Genomic DNA, 24,354 nt, shown 5'->3' with positions numbered 1-24,354 from the left:
GGGCTCCTCGGGCAGACGCTGCGCGCGCCGTGGTTCCCGGCCCGCTCGGGTCGGACCCCGTGGCGGGGCCGGACGCTGTTCGGTGGCCGTATGGCCGCGATCGCGGGTCCCAAACCCGGGCGGCGGGGCCGGCCGACTCCTGTGCGGCGGTCGGCGGCCCCGCTGCGGCTGGCGGCTACCGGCTGAGCGACTTGAGCGCCGCCGCGTCGTACGGCTTCAGCTCGTCGAGGCGGTTGCCGAGGACCTTCGCCGCCCAGTGCGGGTCCTGGAGCAGCGCCCGGCCGACGGCGACCATGTCGAACTCGTCGCGTTCCATGCGGTCCAGGAGGTTGTCGATGTCGCCGAGCGCCGCGCCCTCGCCCGCGAAGGCGCGGATGAAGTCGCCGTCGAGGCCGACCGAGCCGACGGTGATGGTCGGCCGGCCGGTGAGCTTCTTCGTCCAGCCCGCCAGGTTCAGGTCCGAGCCCTCGAACTCCGGGAGCCAGTAGCGCCGGGTGGAGGCGTGGAAGACGTCGACGCCGGCCGCCGCCAGCGGGGCCAGGATCGCCTCCAGCTCCTGCGGGGTCTGCGCGAGGCGGGCGTCGTAGGCCTCCTGCTTCCACTGCGAGTAGCGGAAGATCACCGGGAAGTCGGCCCGGACGCGCTCGCGGACCGCGGCCACGATCTCGGCGGCGAACTTCGTACGGGCCACCGCGTCGCCGCCGTAGGCGTCGGTGCGGCGGTTGGTCCGCTCCCACAGGAACTGGTCGAGCAGGTAGCCGTGGGCGCCGTGCAGTTCGACGCCGTCGAAGCCGATCCGCTCGGCTTCCGCGGCGGCGTCGGCGAACGCGCCGATGACGTCGTCGAGGTCGGCGCGGGTCATCGCCTCGCCGGTTCCCTCGGTGCCGTCGACGCGGATGCCGGAGGGGCCGACGGCGGGCGCGTCGGCGTACGGCGCGTCGCCCTGCTTGCGCACCATGCCTATGTGCCACAGCTGAGGCACGATCGTGCCGCCCGCCTCGTGCACGGCCGCGGCGACCTTCGCCCACCCCGCCAGCTGGTCCTCGCCGTGGAACCGCGGCACCCGGTCGCTCTGCCCGGCGGACTGGTGGCCCACGTAGGTGCCCTCGGTGACGATCAGGCCCACGCCCGCGGCGGCCCGGCTGGCGTAGTACGCCCGTACGTCCTCACCGGGCACGCCGCCGGGGGAGAACATCCGCGTCATCGGAGCCATCGCGATGCGGTTGGGGACGGTCAGGCCGTTCAGCGTGACGGGCCGGGACAGGATCTCGGCCGCGCGGGAGGCGGTGGACGTGGTGACGGTCATGCGGGTCCTCCGGGGGGTGAGGCTGTGGTTCGTCGGGGGGACGACGAGAAGTGCATAGTACACACGCTATGTATGATGCATATTGCCGCGGTCCGCCGGTCCGCGGATCGGCGATGGGCGATAATGGAGCGCCGGAAGGAGGGGGAGGCGCAGTGCTGGAGAAACTGGAGCGGGAGCTGATGCTGCTCACGCGGCACCAGGTGCTCGCCCGGCGCGAGCGCGACCCCGAACGCCTGGAGCGGTCGGCGTACCTGCTGCTCAGCCGGATCGACACGCAAGGCCCGATGTCCATCGGACAGTTGGCGGAGGCCTTCGGGCTCGACACCTCGACCGTGAACCGCCAGACGGCCGCGCTGCTGCGCTGCGGACTGGCCGAGCGCGTCGCGGACCCGGACGGCGGCATGGCCCGCAAGCTGCGCATCACCGCCGAAGGCGGGCACCGGCTCGCCGGAGACCGCGAGGTCAACCGGTCCTGTCTGGCCCGGGTGGTCGCCGACTGGTCCCCCGCGGAGGTGCGGGAGCTGGAGGACGTCCTGGTCCGGCTCAACCGCAGCGCCGAGGCCCTCGAAGGGCGGTACTGGCCGCGCCCGGAGGAAGACGGCGCCCGCGCCGCGTGCCACCCGCCGCGCGCCTCGCGGGAGACCGCGGCTCCCGCCCCGTAGGCGCTGCGGCACTGCCGGGCGGCGATGGCGCGACTACAGCGGAGGCGTGCGCGCCGCCGCCACGATCCTCTCCAGGGCCGAGGCGTGCCGCTGGAACGCCTGGCGCCCGTGCGGGGTGAGGCGGAGGTGGGTGTGGCGTCCCGTGCTGTTCCGCGTCTTGCGGACCTCGACGTACCCGGCGCCCGCCAGTGCGGCGATCTGCTTGGACAGGGCCGAGTCGCTGGTGCCCACCGCGTCGCGGACGAACCCGAACTCCACCCAGTCGGCCGGAGTCAGCAGCGCGACGACCGCGAGTCGCGCCGGGACGTGCAGGAACTCGTCGAAGTCGGGGTCCATCAGCCGTTGCCGTTCCCGCGGACGATCGACTCGGCGACCGGGCGCAACGCGTACGAGGCGACCACGGCCGCGAGGGCGGTGACGGCCGCGGCGAGCGTGTGCCGCGCCGGAAGGCCGAGGAAGTGGGCGCCGATCGCCACCGCCCAGAAGAGCCCGAGGAGGGCCACCCCCACGGCCGCGTAGAACAGCGTCTCCGGGCCGGCGGTCTTCCGGCGAACGGGAGCCCGGCGCTGGTGCACGAACAGCCCGCCCAGGGTCAGCCCGTTCGCCACCACGACCACGGCGGCCCTCCAAGGGCTCTGCAGATCGAAGGACGCGCACACGAGGAACAGGCCCAGCGCCGCGATGAGCACGTAGGGGCGGGAGTGGGCGTGCCGCAGATAGGCGTCGAACGTCTGCTCCTGCCGGTGCCGTATGGCGTTGAGGGCGGTCTGCGCGTCGTGAGGGTTCATGGGCGGCGTTCCTGGTCATCGGTCTTCCGAGTACTTTCCTGTAGAGAAAGTACCACCTTCTTTCCTGGCGGGAAAGAAGGTGGTGGAAATCGGTGTGTGCCGCGCGGGTGTCTCCCGTAGGTTCGGGTGGCGGCGCGCCCGGCGCCGTGGACTGGCGCTGAGGAAGTGCACTGTTGGATGTGAAGTACGCCTGTTGTTTCTGTGACCTGACCGTCGATGTGGAGCAGGACGCGTCGGCGACCGTGGTCCGGTTCGATCCGCTCGACCCCGCGCACGACGCTGGTGTGCTGCGTCAGCAGGTCCGCGCGCACTCGTCCTGCCTGCGGGACCGGGTCAGCGCGTCGATCGATCTCTGGTGGGAGCACTGAGGCCCGCGCCGCGGCGCGCGGGGGCGGCGGGGGCCGCGGAGGCCGCCAGGCCGCGCAGGGCGGTGCGGCTCGGGCGGCGGGCCTTGGTCAGCGCCTCGCCGGCCTTCCCGGCGTCGGTGGCGGTGAGGCGGTAGTACCGGCGGGCGGGGGTCGATGTCCTCCTTGCGGGAGGCCACCCAGCCGGGCCGGTCCGGCTCGGGGCTCAGAAGTTGCCGGGGGGCAGCGGGAGGGGCAGGCCGGGCAGGCCGTCGATGCTCTGCGCGATGTGGTCCTTCTTGCTGAAGTACGCGCTCAGCGAGGCGTCGTCCTCGCGCGCGAAGCGCTTGCCGTGCAGGTCGCGGTCCTCGTCGTACGACATGAAGGGCACCCCGTATCCGCAGGAGTCGCGGACGAGTTCGGCCGTCACCACGATGATCGCGCGCAGGCCGTGCGGGGCCGGGTCGATGTCGGGGAAGTGCGCGAGCAGTTCCCCGAAACGCGGGTCGTCGCGGAAGACGGGCTCGCCACGGCCGTGTACGCGGACGATGTTGGGCGGTCCCTGGAACGCGCACCACATCACCGTGATCCGGCCGTTCTCCCGCAGGTGTGCGATGGTCTCGGCGGTGCTGCCGGCGAAGTCGAGATAGGCGATCCGCTTCTCGTCGAGCACCGCGAAGGAGCCCTTGAGGCCCTTGGGGGAGAGGTTGACCGTGCCGTCGCCGACCAGCGGGGCGGTCGCGGTGAAGAAGACCGGCTGCTGCTCGATGAAGGTACGCAGCCGGCCGTCGATGCGTTCGTAAGCCTTTCCCATGTCTAAGGATTATGTAGGGAAACTATTCGCCTGTCTAACGAAATCCTCCGGGCCGGGCGGCGCGCGGATGCCCGAGCCCCAGCGAGCCTCGCAGCCTGGCCGGGAGCGCCGGGTCAGGATGGGAGGGCCGGCGGGCGCGGTGCCCGCGGGTGGGAGGAGAACGCATTGATCACCATGGACGTCCAGTGCAGCGGCGGTTCGGTCCTGGCCAAGGTCAGCGGGAATCTCGACGACGAGGCGGGGGCGGCGCTCCAGCGGGCGCTGGAGGGGGTCACGGGTTTCGAACGGGACCTCATGGTGGATCTGCACGGCATGGTTTCCATGGACGCCGACGGTCTGCTGCACCTGTTGGATCTGCACCGGCGCGCGGAGGGCCTGGGCCTGCGGGTCCTGGCCATCGGCTGGCAGCCGCAGCCACAGCGGCTGATGGCCGAGGTCGCCGGCATCCCCGGGCCGGGATCGGCCGTCGGCGAGCGGTACGCGCTGGCCGGCTTCCGGCGGCTGATCGAGGAGCGGGCGCAACGGGCGAGGGACCGCGCGGACTTCGCCGCGGGATGGCTGCCACGGGCCTGACCGGCCGCGGGGGGGCGCCGGCCGGGGGTGCCGGCCGCGCATCCCGCGGCTGCTCGGTGTGTCCGGCGGCGCGGCGACGGCGTGGGCAACGGCGTGCGCGCAGGGGCCGAGGGCGCCGAGCCGCGCCGGGCCGCTGTTCGACGGCACGTACTTCCCCGCCCGGCCGAGGTGGCGGTGCCCGGCGGCCTCCCCGGCTGGGGACTCGCGCGTGAGCCGGGTTACGGGAGGCGGGCCAGTACGTGGGCGTCGAGGAAGCCCCGCTCGGTGGCCGGGTCGTGGAGCAGTCGGGCGAAGGGTGCGAGGCCGGCCCCGGTCAGCAGCTCGGCGAAGAGGTCCACCGGCCAGCTGTACGCGGGCGTCACCTTGTGGTCGAAACGGACCGGCTCCGGCCCTTCGGTCCCGAAGAACGAGACCAGGAGCAGGCCCCCGGGCGCCAGGACGCGCGCCTGCTCGGCGAGCAGCGCGGGCAGTTCCGCCGGCGGGGTGTGGATCATCGAGTAGCGGGCCACCACGCCGCCCAGCGCGCGGTCCCCGACGGGCAGGGCCTCCATCCGCGCCTCCTCGAACCGCAGGGAGGGGTGCGTGCGCCGGGCGTGGCCGATCATGGCCGGGGAGATGTCGAGGCCGAAGGCGTCCAGCTCCAGGTCGTGCAGCATCGCCGTCAGGTGTCCGGGGCCGCATCCGACGTCGGCCGTCCGCGTGTTGCCCGTCGCGCGCACCAGCTCGGCGAAGGTGGCGACCATGGCCCGCGCGAACGGCTGCGTCTCCAGCCGGTCGGCGAACATCGACGCGTAGAGCTCGACGACCGCGTCGTAGGCCGCCCTGGTCTCGTCCTGGTGTTCCGCCACGACAGGGAAGGTAACACCCGCGCCGTTCGCGGTCAGTTCGGCTGGTGGGGGGTGCGGGCCTCGGCGGTGGTCTTGAGGTCGCTCAGCCATGCGTCGAGGCCCTGGCGGAGGATGGCGGTCGCGGTGGGGACGTCCGCGTCGACCTGGGGGCCGGTGTGGGTCTCCTCGGTGCTAACCCTGACGCCTCCGGGGACCGCGGTGAAGTTCCAGACGTGGACGCCGTCGATGTGGAGTCCCTCGCCGGTCGCGGGGCCGGTCCAGCGGATGCAGGAGTGGTGCCGGAGCTGTCCGACGGTCGAGGTGATGTCCAGGCGGGTGGCCGGGGTCGGATTGGGGGGTACCGGGGTCGTCCACCGGAAGGCCGAACCCCGGCGGAGGGGGCCGTGGTCGAGGCGTTCCGCGGTGGTCACGGGAGCCTGCCAGGACGGCCAGCGCTCGATGTCGGTCTGGAGCTTCCAGACGGTGCGCAGCGGGGCGCGGACGAGGATCTCGGCCCGGTGGCGGACGCGGGCGGCGGGGTCGACGCCGGCTCCGCGGCAGGTGAGGGACTCGGCGGCGCGGGAGCCGGAGGAAGCCGCCGCTCCAGCGGGTAACGCGGCGCCGCCGAGGAGCCCGATGGCGAGGGGGACGGTGAACAGGGCGCGGAGGTGCGTGCGATGGGTCCCGGGCATGGGGCTCCCCTTCGTGAGACGCGCGACTTGATGCCCTGCCGATCGGCAAGGCATCACGTGATTGTTAGACGCTATAACCCAGAAGGGGTGAGGGGCAAGAGCGGGACGGTCCCCGCCCGGTGGTGCCGGCTGCGCCGACGCGCCCGCAGGGCGGCGGTCGGCGTCGGTACGGGGACCGGGAGGTGTTGGCGGCGATCGTGTTCGTGGCGACGTCGGGGTGTACGTGGGCTCAGCTGCCGCCCTGTTTCGGCCCGTCCGGGCCTACCGCCCATCGGCGCTTCACCGAGTGGAGCAGGGCCCGGGTGTGGGCCAAGCTCCACTCGGTCGTCCTGGACGAACTCAGCGCGCATGGCGAGCTGGACTGGTCGAGGTGCGCGGTCGATGCGGTGAACATGCGGGCCCTGAAAAGGGCGAGCTGACGGGTCCGAACCCTACCGCCTCGGCCGGCACCGCTGGGCGATCGAGCGATCGAGCGCGCTGTCGCCCGGCTCGGCGGCTTCCGCCGGCTCCACCGCCGCTACGAGCTCAAGGCCGACCACTTTTCTCTCAGCCCCCGTTCTGCAGCCGCTGGAGCAGGTCGGCGTCGCCCTCCATCCGCAGCGAGCCGGCCGGGATGCGCATGTACATGAGCAGGGCCATCTCACTCGCCGTGCCGTGGATGGCGGCGGTGGGCTTGCTCTCGGCGGCGTCCGCCGCGGTGAGGCGGGTGAAGCGGGAACCGGCGGCGTCCACCGTCTGGCGCCAGGAGCCACCCTCGGCCGCGTGGTAGTCCATGGTCGCGGGCTCACCCGGCCACGGGACCGTGACGGTGCAGACGGTGGCGAGGAACTCCTCGATGGCGTCGACCGCCTCGGTCGTCGGCAGCTCCTGCGGGTCACCGGAGGCCAGCTGGGCGTCGTAGGTGTGGATCAGCGACTCCGCGACGCGGCGGCGGGCCACGGCGGCCACCGTGTGCGGCGAGGCCAGCGGCTCCCACCAGGCCCAGCAGCTCCCGTCCGGGCCGGCCTCGCGCAGAGCGGCAAGCAGCTGCTCCGTCGAGTCGGCCAGCCAGGCTATGAGGGCCTCGCGCTCCCTGGGCGCCGCCAGCCCGTCCTTGCTCGGCCGCTCGTCGCCCGGCGCGGTGTTCCGCACGATGTGGGCCCAGAAGCGGTCCCCCTCACTGAGGTGGTTCGCCAGGTCGTACAGCGTCCAGCCCGGGCAGGACGGGACGTCGGCGTCGAGGGTGGGGGCCGCGGCGACGGCCTCGCGGAACGCGGCGGAACGCTCGTCGATCATCCGCAGCAGGGAGGGGAAGTAGAGATGCTCAGTCACGCTGACCTTGTATCACCCGGACCGGAACACTCGCACTCGATTTAGGCCCCAAATGAGATGTCCTCCCCTTTCCACGGGGTCCGCGCGGGGGTCAACCGCGTGAGGACCAGGAGGGTTTCGACGAGGTCCTCGGCGGGGGCGCCGGTGGCCAGGCGGCGCAGCTGCTGCCCGAAGACCAGGGCTACGGCCGCCCCGGCCAGGCGCTCGGGGTCCGGTACGCCGAGCTGGGTCAGGATCCGGGTGGCCAGCAGGTCGTACGCGGCGAAGCACTCGGCCGCGGAGGCGCGCAGCCGTTCGTCGCGGCCGGCCTGGACGTACAGCTCGAAGGGCGCGATGTGCCGGCTGTCGAAGGCGTTGCCGCCCGCGACCTGGGCGACCACCTCGGCCGCCTGCCCGATGTCGAAGCGCTCGTCGGAGCATTCGTCGGAGCATTCGTCGGCGAGTGCCGTGAAGTGCCGGGTCTCCTCGGCCACGAAGTGCAGCAGGCTTTCGCGCAGCAGCTCGTGCTGGGTGGCGAAGTGGTAGGTGACGGAGCCGAGGGAGACCCCGGCCTCCTTCGCGATGCGCCGGTTGGTGACGGCGGCGATGCCGTCCTGCCCGATGATCCGCAGTACTGCGTCGATGATGCGCTGGCGGGTGTCGGAAGCGTGGGGCATGTCGGCATTGTGCCCCATCGGCCGGGGCCAGCGGCCGGGCAGGGCGGGCGAGTTGGGGTGTCCGGGGGTGTGGACAGCCGAGGGGGCGATCCCTACTGTTCGTTCGAACGAACAACAGTCTGCCGCGCGGGAGTGATCGTGGACCTATCAGGATCGAATGTTCTACTCACCGGGGCCACCGGGGGCATCGGCTCCGCACTGGCCGCGCGCCTGACGGCGCAGGGGGCGCGCCTCACGGTCAGCGGGCGCCGGGAGGAAGCCCTCAAGGTCGTCGCCGACGCCTGGGGCGCCCGTACCGAGGTCGCCGATCTGGCCGTCCGGTCCGATGTCCTGCGCCTCGCCGAGAGCTGCGCCGACGCGGACGTCCTCGTCGCGAACGCCGCGCTGCCGGCCAGCGGCGACCTCGGCGACTACACCGAGGAGCAGCTCGACCGCGCCCTCGACGTCAACCTGCGCGCGCCCGTCCTGCTGTCCCGGCTGCTCTCGGAGCACATGGTGGCGCGCGGCCGCGGCCACATCGTGCTGGTCGGTTCCCTCTCCGGCAAGGCGGCGACCAAGTCGACCTCCCTGTACAACGCGACGAAGTTCGGGCTGCGCGGATTCGCCCTGGCCCTGCGCCAGGAACTCAGGGGCACGGGGGTGGGGGTGTCCCTGGTGCAGCCCGGGTTCGTCCGCGACGCCGGGATGTTCGCGGCCACCGGCGCCGCCCCGCCCAAGGGCATGAGGACCGTCACGCCGGGCCAGGTCGCCGACGGCGTCGTACGGGCGGTCCACCGCGACCGCTGCGAGGTCAACGTGGCGCCGCTGGAGCTGCGGCTGCTCAGCGCCGTCGCCGGGCAGTTCCCCGGCTTCGCCGAGCGCATCCAGGCCCGGGCGGGCGTCGACGGCTCCGTGCGGCAGATGGTCGAGGCCCAGCGCGCACACCGCTAGACGCTGTCCGGCGGATCAGGCTTCGGGGTCGAGGGTCCGAAGGTCGTAGAGGTAGGAGCGGTCGTCTTTGAAGCTGCGCCAGACGGTGGCTGGGGGTTCGGGTTCGTCAGCGTGGCTGTCGAGGGGATGGGCTGTCACGAGACCGTCAGCTATTTCGCAATGCCAGCCGTCGGTCGGCGACCAGACACACCACACGTGCCCGTCCGTTCGGCGGTAGGCAGGGCGTCCGTTGTGCTCGCCGTCGCGTTCGAAGCGGTAGCGGAGCCCGTCTGTGTGGCGCACGAAGGTGAAGGATGCGAGTGCCGTCATACTTTCGGCACTGTAGGGGACGACGCGGGTAGGTTTGTCGGATGGACAGCACGATGCGCATGCCGACAGAAGAAGACATGGAGCTGGTCGAGTTCGCCCGGGGCGTCGTCGAGGCCAACGGTGACGGTGAGGTGCACACCGTCGGGGCGGCGGTGAGAGACGCACAGGGCCGGATGTTCGGTGGCATCAACCTCTATCACTTCACGGGCGGGCCTTGCGCGGAGCTGGTGGCGCTCGGGCATGCGCGCGCTGCGGGAGCACGGGATCTGACGACGATCGTTGCCGTCGGTGACACGGGACGCGGCGTGCTCGCGCCGTGTGGCCGGGACCGGCAGGTCCTGCTGGACCACCACCCTGGTATCCGCGTCCTGGTGCCGGTGGCCGGCGGCATTCGCAGTGTCACGATCACCGGCCTTCTGCCGCACGCCTACGTCTGGGCGGAGCAGCCCGCAGGGTCCGACAGCGCGCCGCGTTCGGCCCCGGTGCAGTCCCTGCACTTCCACCGCGCCTATCTCGATGCCGTGCGCACGGGGCGGAAGACGACCACGGTGCGGTTCCGGGACCCGGTGGAGACGGGCCCGGTGGACATGGTGTTCGAGTTGGACGACGAGGTGGTGCTGCCCGGTGTGGTCACTCGGATCACTTCCAAGGGCGTGGGCGAGCTGACCGAGGTGGACGCCGTCGCCGACGGGTTCGACGATCTCGCGGAGCTGCAGGACAGGCTGCGGTTCCACTACCCCGACATCAAGTCGAGCGACGAGGTCACCATCGTTCACTTCCGTCACTCGCCGCCCTGACCGGCGCTGCCGATGGGGCCGACCTTGACCGGGGTGCCGGAGCCGTCCGTGACGGGGAGGGTGGCGGTGCCCGGCCAGGGGAGGGTGACCGACTTCGTCTCGTCCGGCGGGGTCACCACCAGTCCCGTGATCCGGACGCCGGAGCCGCCGGACGTGTTGAGCGGGTAGTTGATGCCGAAGGCGACCGTCTTCCCCTTCTTGAGGACGCCCGCCGGGGCCTGCTCGCCCGTGCGCTTCGCGGACAGCGATCCCGCGCTGGTCTTCAGGTCGACGCCCGCGTACCCGGAGATCGCGCAGTCCCGGCCGCTGCGGTTCTTCAGCTCCACCGCGACGGTGCCGTCGGTGTCGCCGTCGATGGTGTGGTCCAGCGCCTTGATCTCCAGGTCGTCGGTGCGGCACTTGCCGGTCTTGCCGGAACCGGGCGTGGTGGTGCCGGCGGCGGTGCCCTTGCCGGCAGCCGTGCCGCCCTTCCCGCCGGGCTGGGCCGAGCCGGGCTGGGCCGAGCCGGCCTGGTCCGGGGCGCCCTTCGAGGAAGACGCGGAGGGCGCGGAGGACGTGCCGCTCCCCGCCGCGCCGTCGTCGCCGTTCTGGCAGGCGGTGAGCGAGAGGCTCGCGGCGGCGGCCAGGGCTGCGATGACGGTGAGCTTGTGAACGCGCATCATGTCTTCCTCAGTATCGGTTGGGGGTCCGACCGCTCCGCACGAGTCGGTACGAGCGAGCGTTTCTGATCATCAGGACCCACCGGGCCGGTGATCCGTTCCGCCCCCTCACCCGCTCATACATTCCCGTTACACGCATGGCCGGGCGGGCGGGGCCCGGCCGCCCCGCCGACCTGCCGGGACGGCGGTTCCCGGCACCGCTCCGTACGCGCGTACGAGCGCCGGCCACTGGGACAGACCCGTAACGCGGCGGCTCTTGACCGGGCGTCAGCTCGCGGCCTGTCGGCCCGTCGGGGCCCGACGGCGGGCCTACCGTGGTGCGGTGGCACAGAGGCAACCACGGCGGGGTGTCGGGCCCGCGCGCAGGCAGGTGCTCGGTTTCGCGGCGGCGGCCGCCCTCTCGGGGGCGGGCCCCGGCGCCGCCTCGGCGGCGGGCGGCGGGCCGGGCCTCGACGTACGGGAGGAGAACTCCCGTACGGGCGCGGCGGACTGGCGGATCACCCGCCCCGGGGCGGCGCGCGCCGTCGAGGGGTACGCCGACCGCGACTCGGTCCTGAGCGGGGAGCGGGTGGGGCTGCGGGTGTCGACGACCGCTCCCGCGTTCACCGTGTCGGCGTACCGGATGGGCTGGTACGGCGGTGCCCGGGCCCGGCTGGTGTGGCGTTCGCCCGCGGTGCCCGGAGTCCTCCAGGGGGCGGCCCGCACGGATCCCGCCACCCGGATGGCGTGGGCCGGGTGGGAAAGGACCCTCGGCCTCGACACGGGCGGCTGGCCGGAGGGCAGTTATCTGCTGCGGCTGGACACCGTGGGGGGCGAGCGGGCCCAGCGGTTCGTCCCGCTGACCGTGCGCTCGGCGTCGGCTGCGGGGCGGGTGCTGTTCGTCCATGCCACCGCCACCTGGCAGGCGTACAACCGGTGGGGCGGCGCCGACCTGTACGAGGGGCCGACGGGGAAGAAGGGGTCGAGATCGCTGGCGGTGAGCTTCGAGCGGCCCTACCGCAGCGGGCACGGGGCCGGTCTGTTCCTGACGTACGAGGCGCCGCTGCTGGCGGTGGCGGAGCGGATGGGGCTTCCCCTCGCGTACGCGACCGGCCTCGACCTGGCGCGCGGGCGGACGCGGGCACGCGGGGCGGTGGCGCTGCTGTCGCCGGGGCACGACGAGTACTGGAGCCCGGAGCAGCGCCGGCACGTGGCCGCGGCCCGGGACTCCGGTACGAACCTGGCGGTGTTCGGGGCGAACTGCTGCTACCGGCGGGTGCGGTTCGAGGACTCGGCGACCGGCCCGGACCGGATCATGGTCTGTTACAAGGACGACTACGCGCTGGATCCCGGGTACCGGGGAGGGCTGCCGCCGACCAACGACTTCCGCCGCTCTCCGGACCCGGATCCGGAGAGCGGCCTGCTCGGGGTGATCTACGACGGGTACCCGGTCGACGCGCCCTACGTGGTGGCCCGTCCGGACCACTGGCTGCTGGCGGGGACCGGAGCCGTCGCGGGGGACGCGTTCGCGCACCTGGTGGGGGTGGAGTACGACCGGGTGGACCTGCGGTACCCGACGCCGAGACCGATCGAGATCCTGGCCCACTCGCCCGTGGTGTGCAAGGGCAGGGCCTCGTACGCGGACACCGTCTACGCCTCGCTGCCCTCCGGCGCCGGCCTGTTCGCGGCGGGGACGATGAGGTGGGTGGAGTCCCTGGAGGCCCGGGGAGCCGGCGGCGGCAAGGCGAACCACGGGCTGGACGGCCGGGCGGGGCGGTTCACGCGTACCGTCACCGAGAACGTCCTGCGGGCGTTCGCCGCGGGTCCCGCGGGGTGCGCGCGGCCGGCGGTGGACACCGTCGCGCTCCATTACGGTGACCCCGGCGCCCCGGAGGAAGCAGCGACCGGCGTGTAGTGGCCGCCGCGCCGGGGGCCCTCGCTAGCGTCTGGGCTCCGATCCGCCGGCGCGGCCGCATGCCGATGCGCCGGTCCGCCCGGTCTTCGGGAGTCCGCGATGCTCCGTACCACCGCCGCCATGACGCTGCTGGCCACTCTGGTGTCGGGTGCGGCCTGGACCGCCGCGCCGGCCGGCCCTCCCCCGCCGGGAATCGGGAACGGCAACGGGAACGGGACGAACGTCCTCGTCGTCGGTGTCGACAGCCGTGCCGGGCTGTCGAAGGCGGAGAAGAACCGGCTGCACGTCGGCGGCAAGGGCTGCAACTGCACCGATGTGATGATGCTGGTCCACCTCTCGCGGGACTCCCGCCGGGCGAGCGTGGTCTCCCTGCCCCGGGACTCCTACGTGGAGTACGCCGACGGCAGCGGCGTCCGGGGAAAGATCAACGGGGCGTACGCCCGCGGGGGCCGGGCGCTGACCGTCAAGACCGTCGAGAAGGTCACCGGGCTGCGGGTGGACCACTTCCTGGAGACCGGGTTCACCGGGTTCGAGCAGACGGTCAACGGCCTCGGGGGCGCGACCCTCTGCACCGACCGGCACCTCCAGGACGAGAACTCAGGTCTGGATCTGACCCCGGGCATGCACCACGCGGACGGCAACGGCACCCTGCGCTTCGTGCGGGCCCGGCACATCGAGCGTCCCGGTGACCTGGGCCGGGTGCGGCGCCAGCAGCGCACCGTCTCCGACCTGCTGACCCGGCTCACCGCCGAGGGCGCGCTGGCCGATCCGGCGGCGGCCGCCGGGACCGCGGCGACGCTGCTGAAGTCGGTGCGCACGGACGACCGCACGGGCGTGGCCGACCTGGCGCGCATCGGCCTGGCGCTCGCGCGGCTGCGGCCCGAGCGGACCGAGTTCGCCACCGTCCCGATCGAGGAGTTCGACCACCGCGTGCCCGGGGTGGGCTCCACCCTCGTCTGGCACGAGGCCCGCTCGCGGGCGCTGTGGAAGGCGCTGGCGCAGGACCGGCCGATCACCGGGGACCCGGCCATCCAGCCGGTCCCCCGGACCCCGGCGGTGACCAACCCCGCCGGGATCACGGTACGGATCGACGACGCCGGGGCGGCGGCGGGCCTCAGGGCGGCGGGCTTCATCGTCACGGACACCTCGGCGCGGGCACCGGAGGTCAGGCCCGCCGGTCCGCCGGTGATCCGCTACGCGCCCGGACGGGAATCCGACGCCGCGACCCTCGCGGCGGCGCTCCCGGGGGCCCGGCGGCAGGTGGTCCCCGGACACGACGGTGCCTTCGACGTCGCGGTGGGCGCCCGGAAGCCCGAGGTCAGGGCGGTCACCTACGACCGGAACGTCGCCGAGGGCGCCCCGGTGACGGCCGACCGCCTGGGCTGTCTGACCCGGCGTCAGGCCTCCCCTACTGCTCTACGTCGACCATCACCCAGTCGCTGATCTCCCGCCATTGGGCGATCGCGTCCTGGTGGAAGGGGTGGACGAGGTACCTCTCGACCGCTTCCATGTCGTCGAGGAGTCCGTCGACCAGGAAGTCGCAGGCGATGGGGCGCGTCGAGACGTTGCGCCCGTGGCGCCACTCCCTGAGTTCGGGTACCTCGGCGCCGACCCTGGCCGCGGTGCGTTCCGCTTCCAGGACCCGCGGATCGCTCCAGTCGACGCCGGGCTTGAAGGTGAAGAGCACGACGTGGCGTATCACGGTTTCCCCCATGTGGTGGAGAGGCGTTCGACGGCCTCCCTGAGTCTGTCCTCGGGCGCCAGGAGGCTCACCCGTACGTATCCTTCGCCGTGCTCCCCGAACCAACGGCCGGGCGCCACGGCCACGTTGGCCTTTCGGAGCAGCTCGTCGGCGAACGCGACGGAACCTCCCCCGCCGGGTACCGGCAGCCAGGCGAAGATCGACCGCGGTACGTCGAGGTGCCATCCGGCGTCCCGGAGCCCCGCGACGAAGACGTCCCTGCGGCGTGCGTAGATCTCCGACAGCTCGTGGACGCACGTCTGGGGACCGGTGAGCGCCGCGACGGCGGCCCGTTGGATGAACGGCGGGAGCGAGACGTAGTAGTGCTCCTGGATGAGGTTGATCGCGGAGATGACGTCGCGGTTGCCCACGACGGCGCCGACCCGCCATCCCGCCATGTTGAACGTCTTGGACAGCGAGATGAACTCGACACCGACCTCCTTGGCGCCGGCCGCCCGCAGGAACGAGACCGGCGCGGGGCCCCCGAGGGCCAGCGCCCCGTAGGCGAAGTCGGATGCGACGATGACGTCGTGCTCGGCGGCGAACTCGACGGTGCGCTCGTAGAACTCCGGCGGGGCCGTCACCGAGGTCGGGTTGTTGGGGTAGTTCAGGAACATCAGCCTGGCCGCGCGGAGCACGGCCGGGTCGAGGGCGTCGTAGTCCGGGAGGAAACCGTTCTCCCGCAGCAGCGGAAGGGGGTGCATGCGCGCTCCGGCGAGCACCACTCCGGCCCAGTAGTCCGGAAAGGCGGGATCCGGCATGAGGCAGACGTCGCCCGGGTTCAGGAAGCACTGGCTGATCTCCACCAGGCCGGCCTTCGCGCCGAACAGGATCGCGACCTCGGACTCGGGGTCCAGTTGGACCTGGTGGTGCGCGGCGTACCAGCCGGCGATGGCGGCCTTGAGTTCGAGCATGCCGGAGAAGGCCGGGTACCGGTGCGTGGCGGGGTCGAGCACCTCTTGGCGCAGGGCCTCGACGATGTGCGGCGGGGTGGGGAGGTCGGGGTTCCCCTGGCACAGGTTGACGACGTCCTCGCCGGCCTCGACGAGTTCGGCGATCCTGCCCGCGGTCGTCGCGAACGAACTCCGGGGCAGGCCGAGGAGCCGGTGCGCGGGTTCGGTCCTCACCTGCGGCCACCGCCGCCCGTCGCCGCCCGCTCGCCGCCCGTCGCCGGCCGCGCGGTGTCCTTCGCCGCCCGCTCGGAGCCCCGCCTCTGGGCCCATCCGCTGAGGACGAAGGCGACGAGGGTGATGCCGGCGCAGACCCAGCCGAGGGCGGAGAACCCGTACGCCGTGAACAGGGGGCCGAGCAGCGCGGCGCCGAGGGCCACCGCGAGGTTGGTCGCGAGGCTGTAGAAGGCGAGGACGGTACCGCGGTACTGCTGGGAGGACTCGCTGAGGAGGGTGCTGAGCAGGGTGACGACCAGGCTCTGCATCGCGCCCCAGAGGAACAGGCAGAGCACCAGCAGCGGCGTCCACCCGGCGACGAGCGGGATGGCCACGAGGGCCGGGACCAGGCCGCCCAGCAGGGCGATGAGGACCCGCTCCTTGCCCAGCTTGTCGGCCCACCTGCCGGTGACGAAGCTCGTCGCGAACCCGAGGCCGTACAGCAGGATCATGATGCCGGTCATGGAGCTTCCGTCGCCGAACCGGTACTGCAGGGCGCTGCCGAGGAAGGTGTACATGCCGTAGAAGCCGAGCATGTTCAGGAAGGTCGCCAGTACGTACAGGCTCACCTTCGGCGCCAGGAACGCGCGGGCCGCCGACTGGATCCAGCGCTGCGACGAGACGGGGTCCGGGGCCGGGGCCGTGTCCGGCGCGGTCGCCTGCGGGGGGACCCCGTCCGTGGCGGGGCCGGCGCCGACCCGGGTCATCAGCAGGACGCAGGCGACGAACACGCCCAGTACCGAGAGCATCCCGAAGGTCCACCGCCAGTTCGCCCACTGCCCGATGAAGGACCCCATGGGCACGCCGAGCACGAGCGAGATCGACCAGCTGGACACCAGGATGCCCATGGCCTTGGCGCGGTGGCGGTAGGCGATGTGGTCGCCGACGAAGGCGTAGGCGGTCGGAACGAACGCTCCCGTCGCCAGGCCGGCCAGCGCCCTCCCGGTGAAGAACAGCCCCGGTCCGGTCGCGAACGCGCACATCAAGGTGCCCGACACGAACGCGGCCATCCCGATCGTCAGACTGAGGCGGCGCGAGAACCGGTCGCCGAGCGGGGCGAAGAGCAGGGCGCCGATCGCCGTGCTGACGCCGTAGGCGCTGACGGACAGCGCCATCACGGCCACCGTCGTGTCGAAGGAGGCGGCCATGTCCACGAGCAGCGGGGACACCACGAGTTCTTCCGAGCCGACCGCGAAGATTCCGGCCATCAGCGCGAGGACGGTCAGCAGGGGGAATCCGGCCGCGCCCTCCTCGCCGCTCAATCGGTCTGACACTCCGGCCAACCTTTCTTCAGGGGTGATGGTGGTGAGGGTGGTGAGGTGGTGAGGGTGGTGGTCCGCGGGCCGGCTAGATCGCCGTGTATCCGCCGTCGACGGTGAGCGCGGCGCCGGTGATGAACGACGACTTCTCCGAGGCGAGGAACAGGATCGCGTTCGCCACGTCCTCGGGCGTGCCGAGACGTCCGATCGGGTTCAGCTTCGCCTTCGCCTCCTTGACCGACGCGTCGTTGCCGATGGACGTGTCGGTCATGGGGGTGTCGATGATGCTGGGGCAGACGCAGTTCGCCCGGATGTTGTACGGGGCGTAGTCGACGGCGAGGGATTTCGTCAGCATCATCACGCCGCCCTTCGTGGCGTTGTACGCGGCGATGCCGGGCCAGGCGACCAGTCCGCTGACCGAGCAGACGTTGACGATGACGCCGTTCGTAGCCCCGATCATGTGCCGCAGGGCGTGCTTCGAGCACAGGAACATGCTCTTGAGGTTGGTGTCGACGAGCCTGTCCCACTCCTGCTCGGACATCTCGTGCAGGGGCGTCGAGATCTCGATCCCCGCGTTGTTGACGAGGACGTCGAGCCGGCCGAAGGTGGCGGTGGCGGTGGCGATGAGGTGTGCGCAGTCCGCCTCGCTGGTGAGGTCGGTCCTGACGAAGACCGCGTCGAGTCCGTCGTTCCTCATGTCGGCGACGACGGCCGCGCCGCGCCGCTCGTCGATGTCGGCGACGACGACCTGTGCGGCCTGCCGGGCGAATTCGATCGCGGTCTGCTGTCCGATGCCGGAGGCGGCGCCGGTGACCACGACCACACGGTCCTTGAACACGAGCTCTTCTTCTCCTATACGCATGTCAGTTGTCCGCCGTCGACGGAGATCTGCTGCCCGGTGAGATAGGACGCCTCCTCGGACGCCAGGAACCCGATGAGGGCCGCGACTTCTTCGGCACGGCCCGGTCTGGCCATCGGGATGGCCCGCTTCAGGAGCTCCTCCGCCGTGGACCGCGAAGTCCCGGCGGTCGCGCTCAGGTGCTCCACGGCGCGGTCGTAGCGCGGGGTCCGGATCGTTCCGGGGTGCACGCAGTTCACCGTCACGTTGTGCCGGGCGTACTGGCTCGCGAGGTACTTGCCGGCGTTCGCCACGGCCGCGTTGACCAGGCCCGAGAGGAACATGCCGGAGGCCGGTTCCCTGCCGACGTTCCCGACGATGTTGACGATCCGCCCGAATTCGTTGCGCGCCATCAGGGGAGCCACGGATTTGATCAGGTCCAGGTACGGTACGAGCTTCCGCTCCATCGCGGAGGTCACGTCCCCGGCGTCCACGCTGTCGAAGGATCCCGGCGGCGGGCCGGGCGCGTTGTTGACGAGGACGTCGATCCTGCCGAACCGCCGTTGCGCGTCATCGACGAGTTGGGCGCGGAACGCCCGCGAGGTGATGTCACCCGGACACACGTGGACGTCCCGCCCGCCGGATTCCTCCGCGACCTCCCGCAGCGCGCTTTCCGTACGCGCGGTCAGCACCGTCGCGAATCCTCTGGCGCTCAGGTGCAGGGCGGTCGCGCGCCCGATCCCGCTGCCGGCGCCCAGGACCATCGCCACGCGCATCAGGAGGCTTCCCGGCCTTCGTCCTGCTTGGGTACGCGGTGGTACCGGGGCGGGATGAAGATGTTGAGGGAGCGCGCCATGCCGGAGTGGGGGTTCTCCGCGCTGTGTCCCTCCTGGCCGGCGCAGAAATAGGTGCCGCCGAAGCGGAGCTCGTGGCTCGTCTCCTCGACGGTCATGTCGTAGCGCCCTTCGAGGCAGATCCCGATCTGCTCGTGCGAGTGCTTGTGGTACGGCATCTGGCCGCCGCCGGGTATGTCGGCGATCATCAGCTCGATCCAGTCGGCCAGGAAGAACGTGACGTCCATCTTGACGAACTTGCGGGATTCGAGCGGTTCCAGGAAGTACCCGTCCGGCGCGGGGTAGTTCTCGCCCGGCTTGCCGCGCGTGATGTCGAGCAGGACGGTCTCCCGCTCCGAGGGGTTCACGGCCGACAGCGCGATCTGTGGCGGGACGACGTAGACGTCGTGCTCGGGCCGCATCGCCTTCGTCACCTCCCCCACGGTGACGGAGAGGTCGCCGCGGACGGTCATGCCGACCCGCGCCCGCGTCAGATCGCGGCCCGTCACGGCGGCGCCGGGCGGAATGAAGGAGAGCCGGACCTCGGTGCCGTCCCGCCGGTAGGACTCGACGCGCACCCCGTTGTCGTGGCGCACCACGTCCGGAGCGGGGAAGTACGGTCGCTCACGCGTCGGCGCGGTCACTTGTTCACCTTTCGCGAGAAGACGGTCCACGTCATGGGGATGTGCGAGAACCTGTGGACGAACTTCAGGTTGTGCTCCCGCACCGCCTGCGCGTTGGTGATGGCGATGTCGTACCGCCCGTCGGCGACGTCGCGGGCGGCCTGACTCGTCGAGTTCGCGGTGGCCAGCCGGACGGGGCGGCCGAAATGGTATTCGAGCAGCGGAACGGGCGCGGGGTGCGAGACGACCGTTTCACTGAAGAGCAGCTCTTCGCTGAATTCGAAATCGGGTCGCGTCGCCAGACCGTACTCGGGTGTGTTCCCGCGGAACACGATCGCCGGTTCCAGGAGCGGGTTCATGTAGAAGGCGTTGATCTTCGGATAGGCGTGCGCCACCAGCGCCAGGTCGACCTGCCCGTCGGCGAGGGCGGTCATGCACTGTTCGTACGTGCTCTCCAGCACGATGCGCAAGGCGTCTCGGCCGCCGATGCTGCGCGCCATCGACTGGGCGATGTACTCGCTGCTCGTCCCCTTGGGACCTAATGTGCCCAGCTTCACGGATTTCGCGGAGCCGGCGGGTATGAGCGCATCGAATACCCGCCTCTCGCTCTCGGATATCTGTAGTATTTCCACGCGTCACTCTTCTCCGGTGTCACCACACGGGTCGGCATATCCGGCCGAGTCCGCGCCGCACCATTGCGGTTTCGCGGATTCCCGCCACTGGGGCCGGGGGGCCTGCCGATCTAAACGTGACACGAAGGTACATGGCCTGATCAGCGCATTCAACATTTCCTCGATCATGGCCGAAAAGCGTTGAACGGCAGGTCCGCACCGGGCTCTTCCCTCACTTCACCCGGGAAAGTTACGCCGCTATTTCCGGTCGATGACGTTTCTTTTGCCGCCTATTCACGTGGGGTGCGGCGAGCCGTCCCGAGTTTCGAATTGCGTCAAGCCGGACCGATGGCGGACCGCGGCGGACGCCGGGAGGGGGTGGGAGCGGAGCGAGTGACCCGCGCGCCGCGTTGGCCGAAACGCACCGGTGGGCCGTCGGAGCATGCCTCCGTGGCCGCGGACGCGCTCAACCGCCGCGGCCACGGAGGCGCCGCCACCGCTCAGGCGGTGGTGAGGGTGGGGTAGTCGGTGTACCCGCGGTGGTCGCCACCGTAGAAGGTGGACTTGTCCGCGCTGTTGAAGGGACCGCCGACGGCCAGACGGGCCGGGAGGTCGGGGTTGGCCAGGAACAGCGCCCCGTAGGCGACCATGTCCGCCGTCCCGTCCTCGACCAGCTTGAGCGCGTCGGGGCCGGTGGCGTCGGGGTAGGTGAACGGGTTGAGGACGAAGGTCCCGGGCCAGTCCCCCCGCAGCCGCGCGGTCAGGGAGCGGTCCGGCCCCTCCATCAGGTGCAGATAGGCCAGCTCCAGGCCGGCGAGCCGGTCCAGCAGGGCCGCGTAGACCTCGGCCGGGTCGTCCTCGGCGATGTCGTTGTAGACGTTCCCGGGCGAGATCCGCAGGCCCACCCGGTGGCCGCCGATCGCCTCGGCCACGGCCGTGACGACCTCCACGGCGAAGCGGATGCGGCCTTCGGTGCCCGCCCCCCAGGCATCGGTGCGCAGGTTGGTGTTGGGCGCGAGGAACTGGTGGATCAGGTAGCCGTTGGCGCCGTGGATCTCCACGCCGTCGAAGCCGGCCTCGATCGCGTTGCGTGCCGCGTCGGCGAAGTCGGCGACGGTCTGCCGGATCTCGGTCTCGGTGAGCTCCTTCGGCGTCACGAACTCCTTCGGGCCCTGTTCGGTGTACACCGACCCCTTCGCGGGCACCGCCGACGGCGCGACCGGCACCAGACCCTCGGGCAGCAGGCTGGGGTGGCCGATCCGGCCCGTGTGCATCAGCTGGGCGAAGATCGCGCCGCCCTCGCGGTGCACGGCGTCGGTCACCGTCCGCCAGGCCCGGACCTGGCCGGGCGTGTGCAGGCCGGGGGTGGCGGGGTAGCCCTGGCCGACCCGCGAGGGCTGGATGCCCTCCGTGACGATGAGGCCCGCGCCGGCGCGCTGCGCGTAGTACGTCGCCGTCAGCTCCGTCGGCTCGGCGCCGGGTCCGTAGGCGCGGCTGCGGGTCATCGGAGCCATCGCGATGCGGTTGGCCAGGCGCTTGCCGCCCAGGACGATCGGATCGAAAGCAGTGGTCATGGTCTGGTCTCTTCCTCTGGATGCGTGGCACCCCGCGGCGCGGGCGCTGCCCGCCCGGAGCAGCAATGCCTGTCCGAACAAGTAAATCACCTGTCCGAACAGGTAAGCCGGAGGATTCATTCCCGGGAGCAGGATGTGAAGCAGGTAACAGGCTCTGACCTGCCCATATGCACCCGTACACCTCAAAGAGACCCGCAGGGACGCAGGCCGGAGGTAGAATCATCCTGACCAAACAGGAAAGGTGGGTACGAGGTGACGCAGTCCACGCCGGAGGCCGGGAACGACGCCGTGGGGAAGGGACCGGAGGGCACCGTCCCGATGCCGGGCGCCGCCAAGGGCGGTCCGGTCAGCCACGCGATCTTCCGCCTGGCCCGCCTGCACCGCATGTTCGCCGGGCAGCTGCTGCGCCGCATCGGCCTGCACCCCGGCCAGGAGCTGGTGATGATGCACCTGTGGGAACTCGGCCCCCAGCGGCAGGCCGATCTGGTGCGGCTGATGGACTCCGACGCCGCCACCATGACCCGGACCGTCCGGCGCTTGGAGCAGGCCGGCTTCGTCCGCCGCCGGCCCTCGCCCACCGACCGGCGCGCCTCGCTCATCGAGCCGACGGCGGCCAGCCAGGCCCTGCGCCACGAGGTGGAACGGGTCTGGAGTCAGCTCGAAGAGATCTCCACGGCGGGCCTCTCCGACGACGAACGCGCCGCGGCCCTGCGCACCCTGGAGTCCCTGGAGCAGAACCTCGTACGCGCCGCCGCCGACCCGGCGGCGTGCGCGGAGGCGGAGGGTCCGCGACTCGGGTAGGCCGGGCGCGCGGCGGGGAGGGGATAGCGGCCGGCGGGGGTCAGTTGCAGCGGCCGCTGCCGCTGTAGCAGGGCGAGTAGCCCGGGCTCGGGGCGGGCGCGGGGCGCGGGTGGGAGAGGTCGTAGTCGTGCTGCGCGAGCACGAGCAGCGCGGCCGCCGCCGCGGCGGCCAGGAGTTGTGACAGCGCGGTCCACGGCGCGCGGAACAGCAGCGCGATCACGACGAACACGATCATGGCGACGAGGAAGTGCTGCATCCAGGCGAGGTCCGCGAGCCGCGCCGCCTCGATCCGCGTTTCGTCGCCCTGCGCGGCCCACATCTCCATGCCGTGCCCGAAGCGGACCGAGAAATGGACGGCGGCCTCGACGACGAACAGCACGATGCCCAGGGCGATGTCCCGCCCGAGGGGCGTCCTGCGCGACCAGGGCCGGCCGCGCCGGGGCCGGGGCGCAGGCTCAGTGGGTGCGTACGTCATGTCCCCCACCCTGCCGTTCCGGTCACGGGAGCGCATGAGTACGCGCACTCAGATCGCCCCGGCCACGATGCGCGGCGGCACAACCCACCGTCCGGCCCGCGGACCTGACGGACCCTCACTCGCGCGGAAGGCCCGGGCCGTCAGCGTCCTTGGCGCAGGCCCGCGACGAGGAGCGCCACCAGGCGGCGCGCGTCGTAGCGGGCGTCGGCCTCGGCGCCGATGCAGAGGTTCCCGATGCCACGCATGAGCTGGTACGCGGTCAGGTCGGAGCGGATCTCGCCCGCCGCGGCGGCGGCGTCGAGGAGCTCGGCGCACACCGGCAGGAGGCGGTCGAGGAAATAGGCGTGCAGCGTCTCGAAGCCGGCGTTGTCGGCCTGCATCGCACCGGCCAGGCCGTGCTTGGTGACCAGGAAGTCGACGAAGAGGTCGGCCCACCGTTCGAGGGCGGCGTGCGGGGTCGGGCCCGCCGCCAGCAGGGCCGGGCCGGCTTCGGCGCAGGCGTCGACCTGGTGGCGGTAGACCGCGATGACGAGGTCCGCGCGGGTGGGGAAGTGGCGGTAGACCGTGCCGACGCCGACGCCGGCCTTGGCCGCGATGTCGCGCACCGGCGCTTCCACGCCCGACGTGACGAAGACCGCCGCGGCCGCGTCCAGCAGGGTCCGCTGGTTGCGCCGGACGTCCTTGCGCTTCGATCCGGCCGTGGCGCCTTCCTGACCTCCTTGGTCTCCCTGGCCTTCCTGGCCTTCCTGGCCTTCCTGCCTGTTGCCGTCGTTCAACGCGGCACTCCCTTCCCGAGCGACCTTGTGAAACGGAACAGCGTTCCGTATCGTTTGCGGAGCGAGGTTCCGTTTTGCTCATGATGGCAGACCGCGGGACCGCCGACCATGCCGCGCCCGCGCCGCATCCGAAGGAAGGCACTTCCATGTCCGATTCCCCCACGACGGTGATCTCCGCGAAGCCGGTCGTCCTGCCCGCCCCGGAGCGCGGGGAGGACCTCCAGGTCCGCGTTTCCGCTCCCGCGACCGGCGGCGACCTGCCCGTCATCGTCTTCTCGCACGGCTTCGGCTGGTCGATGAACGGCTACGCCCCGCTCGCCGACCACTGGGCCGCCAGCGGCTTCGTCGTCGTCCAGCCCACGCACCTCGACTCCCGGACGCTCGGCATCCCGCACGAGGACCCGCGTACACCGCGGATCTGGCGCACCCGCATCGAGGACCTCACCCGGGTGCTGGACGGACTCGACGTACTGGAGGCCGCCGTACCGGGCCTCGCCGGGCGCCTCGACCGCGGCCGCGTCGCCGTCGCCGGACACTCGTGGGGCGCCCAGACGGCGAGCGCGCTCCTGGGCGCGCGCGTCCTCGGCCCCGACGGCCTGCCCGGCGCGGACCTGTCCGACCCGAGGGCCCGCGCGGGCGTACTGCTCGCCCTGACGGGCCTGGGCGACGACCTCACCCCGTTCGCCGTCGAGCACCTCCCCTTCATGAGGCCGTCCTTCGAGACCATGACCGCTCCGGCCCTCATCGTCGCCGGGGACAACGACCGGTCCCAGCTGTCCACCCGGGGACCGGACTGGTTCACCGACCCGTACGTCTACAGCCCGGCGCCCAAGAGCCTGCTCACGCTGTTCGGCGCGGAGCACTCGCTCGGGGGCATCCCCGGGTACGAGGTCGCCGAGACGACCGACGAGAGCCCCGCGCGCGTCGCCCTCGTCCGGCAGCTCAGCACGGCCTTCCTGCGCAGCGCCCTCTCCCCCGGGGACACCGGCTGGAAGGCGGCGGTCACCGCCCTGGAGAACGACCCCGCACCGCTGGGGGCCCTCCGGAGCAAGTGACACCCGAACGCGCGAACGGGACAGCGGGGACAATGGGGAC

29 protein-coding genes and 1 pseudogene are annotated in these 24,354 nt (G+C 71.9%); 10 read left to right on the top strand and 20 right to left on the bottom strand.

Going from position 1 to position 24,354, the window contains the following annotated elements; genetic code table 11:
• Nucleotides 1-175: 175 nt before the first annotated feature.
• Nucleotides 176-1,306, bottom strand: a complete 1,131-nt coding sequence (locus IE248_RS24790) for an NADH:flavin oxidoreductase (protein WP_190031714.1) — start codon at nucleotides 1,304-1,306, stop codon at nucleotides 176-178.
• 155 nt (nucleotides 1,307-1,461) lie between these two features.
• Here IE248_RS24790 and IE248_RS24785 point away from each other — a divergent pair, with 155 nt between their 5' ends.
• Nucleotides 1,462-1,968: a MarR family winged helix-turn-helix transcriptional regulator gene (locus IE248_RS24785; RefSeq protein WP_008735577.1), complete on the top strand. Its 507-nt coding sequence runs from the start codon at nucleotides 1,462-1,464 to the stop codon at nucleotides 1,966-1,968.
• 33 nt (nucleotides 1,969-2,001) lie between these two features.
• Here the strand turns inward: IE248_RS24785 and IE248_RS24780 are convergent, their stop codons facing one another.
• Both IE248_RS24780 and IE248_RS24775 read right to left on the bottom strand, forming a co-directional pair.
• A complete protein-coding gene (locus tag IE248_RS24780; RefSeq protein ID WP_037790056.1) occupies nucleotides 2,002-2,304 on the bottom strand; it encodes a winged helix-turn-helix domain-containing protein in 303 nt (100 codons plus the stop codon).
• Nucleotides 2,304-2,756: a hypothetical protein gene (locus IE248_RS24775; RefSeq protein ID WP_190031713.1), complete on the bottom strand. Its 453-nt coding sequence runs from the start codon at nucleotides 2,754-2,756 to the stop codon at nucleotides 2,304-2,306. The genes IE248_RS24780 and IE248_RS24775 overlap by 1 nt, the downstream gene beginning before the upstream one ends.
• A 179-nt stretch (nucleotides 2,757-2,935) precedes the next feature.
• Between IE248_RS24775 and IE248_RS24770 the strand changes: the two genes are divergently transcribed.
• Nucleotides 2,936-3,124 carry a hypothetical protein gene (locus tag IE248_RS24770; protein WP_229895512.1) on the top strand — a complete coding sequence of 63 codons (189 nt, stop codon included), beginning with the start codon at nucleotides 2,936-2,938 and terminating at the stop codon, nucleotides 3,122-3,124.
• Between the two features lie 202 nt (nucleotides 3,125-3,326).
• Here the strand turns inward: IE248_RS24770 and IE248_RS24765 are convergent, their stop codons facing one another.
• Entirely contained in the window at nucleotides 3,327-3,914 is a 588-nt protein-coding gene (locus IE248_RS24765; protein WP_190031711.1) for a pyridoxamine 5'-phosphate oxidase family protein, read from the bottom strand.
• Between the two features lie 174 nt (nucleotides 3,915-4,088).
• Between IE248_RS24765 and IE248_RS24760 the strand changes: the two genes are divergently transcribed.
• Nucleotides 4,089-4,487, top strand: coding sequence for an STAS domain-containing protein (locus tag IE248_RS24760; protein WP_229895511.1), 399 nt, complete (start codon nucleotides 4,089-4,091; stop codon nucleotides 4,485-4,487).
• A gap of 218 nt (nucleotides 4,488-4,705) precedes the next feature.
• On the opposite strand, the gene IE248_RS24755 is transcribed toward IE248_RS24760, so the two are convergent.
• The gene (locus IE248_RS24755; RefSeq protein ID WP_190031710.1) at nucleotides 4,706-5,335 is read right to left on the bottom strand and encodes a class I SAM-dependent methyltransferase; all 630 of its coding nucleotides are present in this window, start codon (nucleotides 5,333-5,335) and stop codon (nucleotides 4,706-4,708) included.
• 32 nt (nucleotides 5,336-5,367) lie between these two features.
• A complete protein-coding gene (locus IE248_RS24750; RefSeq protein ID WP_190031709.1) occupies nucleotides 5,368-6,006 on the bottom strand; it encodes an SRPBCC family protein in 639 nt (212 codons plus the stop codon).
• 119 nt (nucleotides 6,007-6,125) lie between these two features.
• Between IE248_RS24750 and IE248_RS24745 the strand changes: the two are divergent.
• Nucleotides 6,126-6,442: pseudogene (locus IE248_RS24745) on the top strand (transposase); the annotation flags it as partial.
• Between the two features lie 110 nt (nucleotides 6,443-6,552).
• Here the strand turns inward: IE248_RS24745 and IE248_RS24740 are convergent.
• The gene (locus IE248_RS24740) at nucleotides 6,553-7,317 is read right to left on the bottom strand and encodes a maleylpyruvate isomerase family mycothiol-dependent enzyme (RefSeq protein WP_190031708.1); all 765 of its coding nucleotides are present in this window, start codon (nucleotides 7,315-7,317) and stop codon (nucleotides 6,553-6,555) included.
• Nucleotides 7,318-7,358: 41 nt separating this feature from the next.
• Nucleotides 7,359-7,973 (bottom strand): TetR/AcrR family transcriptional regulator, encoded by a 615-nt coding sequence (locus IE248_RS24735; RefSeq protein WP_190031707.1) that lies wholly within the window; start codon nucleotides 7,971-7,973, stop codon nucleotides 7,359-7,361.
• Between the two features lie 138 nt (nucleotides 7,974-8,111).
• Between IE248_RS24735 and IE248_RS24730 the strand changes: the two genes are divergently transcribed.
• The gene (locus IE248_RS24730) at nucleotides 8,112-8,903 is read left to right on the top strand and encodes an SDR family NAD(P)-dependent oxidoreductase (RefSeq protein WP_190031706.1); all 792 of its coding nucleotides are present in this window, start codon (nucleotides 8,112-8,114) and stop codon (nucleotides 8,901-8,903) included.
• Between the two features lie 15 nt (nucleotides 8,904-8,918).
• Here the strand turns inward: IE248_RS24730 and IE248_RS24725 are convergent, their stop codons facing one another.
• Entirely contained in the window at nucleotides 8,919-9,212 is a 294-nt protein-coding gene (locus IE248_RS24725) for a hypothetical protein (protein WP_100582151.1), read from the bottom strand.
• A 41-nt stretch (nucleotides 9,213-9,253) separates the two neighbouring features.
• Between IE248_RS24725 and IE248_RS24720 the strand changes: the two genes are divergently transcribed.
• The gene (locus tag IE248_RS24720) at nucleotides 9,254-10,009 is read left to right on the top strand and encodes an ASCH domain-containing protein (RefSeq protein ID WP_229895497.1); all 756 of its coding nucleotides are present in this window, start codon (nucleotides 9,254-9,256) and stop codon (nucleotides 10,007-10,009) included.
• Here IE248_RS24720 and IE248_RS24715 read toward each other — a convergent pair.
• A complete protein-coding gene (locus IE248_RS24715; RefSeq protein WP_190031817.1) occupies nucleotides 9,994-10,668 on the bottom strand; it encodes a DUF4232 domain-containing protein in 675 nt (224 codons plus the stop codon). The two genes, IE248_RS24720 and IE248_RS24715, sit on opposite strands and share 16 nt — an antisense overlap.
• Before the next feature lie 322 nt (nucleotides 10,669-10,990).
• Here IE248_RS24715 and IE248_RS24710 point away from each other — a divergent pair, with 322 nt between their 5' ends.
• Nucleotides 10,991-12,562: a N,N-dimethylformamidase beta subunit family domain-containing protein gene (locus IE248_RS24710; RefSeq protein ID WP_229895496.1), complete on the top strand. Its 1,572-nt coding sequence runs from the start codon at nucleotides 10,991-10,993 to the stop codon at nucleotides 12,560-12,562.
• Between the two features lie 99 nt (nucleotides 12,563-12,661).
• A complete protein-coding gene (locus IE248_RS24705; RefSeq protein WP_190031704.1) occupies nucleotides 12,662-14,005 on the top strand; it encodes an LCP family protein in 1,344 nt (447 codons plus the stop codon).
• Here the strand turns inward: IE248_RS24705 and IE248_RS24700 are convergent.
• The 8 genes from IE248_RS24700 to IE248_RS24665 all read right to left on the bottom strand — a co-directional run bounded on the left by IE248_RS24700 (nucleotide 13,971) and on the right by IE248_RS24665 (nucleotide 21,207).
• Nucleotides 13,971-14,264 (bottom strand): Dabb family protein, encoded by a 294-nt coding sequence (locus IE248_RS24700; RefSeq protein WP_008741230.1) that lies wholly within the window; start codon nucleotides 14,262-14,264, stop codon nucleotides 13,971-13,973. The genes IE248_RS24705 and IE248_RS24700 overlap by 35 nt on opposite strands.
• Entirely contained in the window at nucleotides 14,261-15,430 is a 1,170-nt protein-coding gene (locus tag IE248_RS24695; RefSeq protein ID WP_190031703.1) for an aminotransferase class I/II-fold pyridoxal phosphate-dependent enzyme, read from the bottom strand. Before IE248_RS24695 ends, IE248_RS24700 begins: the two co-directional genes overlap by 4 nt.
• Nucleotides 15,427-16,743: an MFS transporter gene (locus IE248_RS24690; protein WP_229895495.1), complete on the bottom strand. Its 1,317-nt coding sequence runs from the start codon at nucleotides 16,741-16,743 to the stop codon at nucleotides 15,427-15,429. The genes IE248_RS24695 and IE248_RS24690 overlap by 4 nt, the downstream gene beginning before the upstream one ends.
• Nucleotides 16,744-16,816: 73 nt before the next feature.
• A complete protein-coding gene (locus IE248_RS24685) occupies nucleotides 16,817-17,590 on the bottom strand; it encodes an SDR family NAD(P)-dependent oxidoreductase (RefSeq protein ID WP_037792999.1) in 774 nt (257 codons plus the stop codon).
• Nucleotides 17,581-18,342: an SDR family oxidoreductase gene (locus IE248_RS24680; RefSeq protein ID WP_190031702.1), complete on the bottom strand. Its 762-nt coding sequence runs from the start codon at nucleotides 18,340-18,342 to the stop codon at nucleotides 17,581-17,583. Before IE248_RS24680 ends, IE248_RS24685 begins: the two co-directional genes overlap by 10 nt.
• Nucleotides 18,342-19,043 carry a cupin domain-containing protein gene (locus tag IE248_RS24675; protein ID WP_190031701.1) on the bottom strand — a complete coding sequence of 234 codons (702 nt, stop codon included), beginning with the start codon at nucleotides 19,041-19,043 and terminating at the stop codon, nucleotides 18,342-18,344. The genes IE248_RS24680 and IE248_RS24675 overlap by 1 nt, the downstream gene beginning before the upstream one ends.
• Nucleotides 19,040-19,654 carry a type 2 periplasmic-binding domain-containing protein gene (locus tag IE248_RS24670; protein ID WP_008741236.1) on the bottom strand — a complete coding sequence of 205 codons (615 nt, stop codon included), beginning with the start codon at nucleotides 19,652-19,654 and terminating at the stop codon, nucleotides 19,040-19,042. The genes IE248_RS24675 and IE248_RS24670 overlap by 4 nt, the downstream gene beginning before the upstream one ends.
• 479 nt (nucleotides 19,655-20,133) lie before the next feature.
• Nucleotides 20,134-21,207 carry an alkene reductase gene (locus IE248_RS24665; protein ID WP_190031700.1) on the bottom strand — a complete coding sequence of 358 codons (1,074 nt, stop codon included), beginning with the start codon at nucleotides 21,205-21,207 and terminating at the stop codon, nucleotides 20,134-20,136.
• 252 nt (nucleotides 21,208-21,459) lie between these two features.
• On the opposite strand from IE248_RS24665, the gene IE248_RS24660 reads away from it, so the two are divergent.
• On the top strand, nucleotides 21,460-22,008 hold the full coding sequence (locus tag IE248_RS24660) for a MarR family winged helix-turn-helix transcriptional regulator (protein WP_190031699.1): 549 nt from the start codon (nucleotides 21,460-21,462) through the stop codon (nucleotides 22,006-22,008).
• 40 nt (nucleotides 22,009-22,048) lie between these two features.
• Here the strand turns inward: IE248_RS24660 and IE248_RS24655 are convergent, their stop codons facing one another.
• Nucleotides 22,049-22,483, bottom strand: a complete 435-nt coding sequence (locus tag IE248_RS24655) for a DUF6234 family protein (RefSeq protein ID WP_229895494.1) — start codon at nucleotides 22,481-22,483, stop codon at nucleotides 22,049-22,051.
• A 140-nt stretch (nucleotides 22,484-22,623) separates the two neighbouring features.
• Nucleotides 22,624-23,139, bottom strand: coding sequence for a TetR/AcrR family transcriptional regulator (locus tag IE248_RS24650; protein WP_229895510.1), 516 nt, complete (start codon nucleotides 23,137-23,139; stop codon nucleotides 22,624-22,626).
• Between the two features lie 266 nt (nucleotides 23,140-23,405).
• Between IE248_RS24650 and IE248_RS24645 the strand changes: the two genes are divergently transcribed.
• Complete coding sequence (locus IE248_RS24645; RefSeq protein ID WP_073797410.1) at nucleotides 23,406-24,314, top strand: alpha/beta hydrolase family protein; 909 nt, start codon at nucleotides 23,406-23,408, stop codon at nucleotides 24,312-24,314.
• Nucleotides 24,315-24,354: the final 40 nt, after the last annotated feature.

It is taken from the genome of Streptomyces goshikiensis (assembly GCF_014650555.1).
GTDB classification, from domain to species: Bacteria; Actinomycetota; Actinomycetes; order Streptomycetales; family Streptomycetaceae; genus Streptomyces; species Streptomyces goshikiensis.
This window is presented reverse-complemented; position numbering and strand designations above follow the sequence as displayed.

Bases quoted from the DNA above. Each gene is read 5' to 3' on its own strand.
- IE248_RS24760 (WP_229895511.1), top strand. From the start codon at position 4,089: ATGGACGTCCAGTGCAGCGGCGGTTCGGTCCTGGCCAAGGTCAGCGGG.
- IE248_RS24750 (WP_190031709.1), bottom strand. From the start codon at position 6,006: ATGCCCGGGACCCATCGCACGCACCTCCGCGCCCTGTTCACCGTCCCC.
- IE248_RS24715 (WP_190031817.1), bottom strand. From the start codon at position 10,668: ATGCGCGTTCACAAGCTCACCGTCATCGCAGCCCTGGCCGCCGCCGCG.
- IE248_RS24765 (WP_190031711.1), bottom strand. From the start codon at position 3,914: ATGGGAAAGGCTTACGAACGCATCGACGGCCGGCTGCGTACCTTCATC.
- IE248_RS24725 (WP_100582151.1), bottom strand. From the start codon at position 9,212: ATGACGGCACTCGCATCCTTCACCTTCGTGCGCCACACAGACGGGCTC.
- IE248_RS24705 (WP_190031704.1), top strand. From the start codon at position 12,662: ATGCTCCGTACCACCGCCGCCATGACGCTGCTGGCCACTCTGGTGTCG.
- IE248_RS24780 (WP_037790056.1), bottom strand. From the start codon at position 2,304: ATGGACCCCGACTTCGACGAGTTCCTGCACGTCCCGGCGCGACTCGCG.
- IE248_RS24775 (WP_190031713.1), bottom strand. From the start codon at position 2,756: ATGAACCCTCACGACGCGCAGACCGCCCTCAACGCCATACGGCACCGG.
- IE248_RS24720 (WP_229895497.1), top strand. From the start codon at position 9,254: ATGGACAGCACGATGCGCATGCCGACAGAAGAAGACATGGAGCTGGTC.
- IE248_RS24685 (WP_037792999.1), bottom strand. From the start codon at position 17,590: ATGCGTATAGGAGAAGAAGAGCTCGTGTTCAAGGACCGTGTGGTCGTG.
- IE248_RS24655 (WP_229895494.1), bottom strand. From the start codon at position 22,483: ATGACGTACGCACCCACTGAGCCTGCGCCCCGGCCCCGGCGCGGCCGG.
- IE248_RS24680 (WP_190031702.1), bottom strand. From the start codon at position 18,342: ATGCGCGTGGCGATGGTCCTGGGCGCCGGCAGCGGGATCGGGCGCGCG.
- IE248_RS24735 (WP_190031707.1), bottom strand. From the start codon at position 7,973: ATGCCCCACGCTTCCGACACCCGCCAGCGCATCATCGACGCAGTACTG.
- IE248_RS24665 (WP_190031700.1), bottom strand. From the start codon at position 21,207: ATGACCACTGCTTTCGATCCGATCGTCCTGGGCGGCAAGCGCCTGGCC.
- IE248_RS24645 (WP_073797410.1), top strand. From the start codon at position 23,406: ATGTCCGATTCCCCCACGACGGTGATCTCCGCGAAGCCGGTCGTCCTG.
- IE248_RS24790 (WP_190031714.1), bottom strand. From the start codon at position 1,306: ATGACCGTCACCACGTCCACCGCCTCCCGCGCGGCCGAGATCCTGTCC.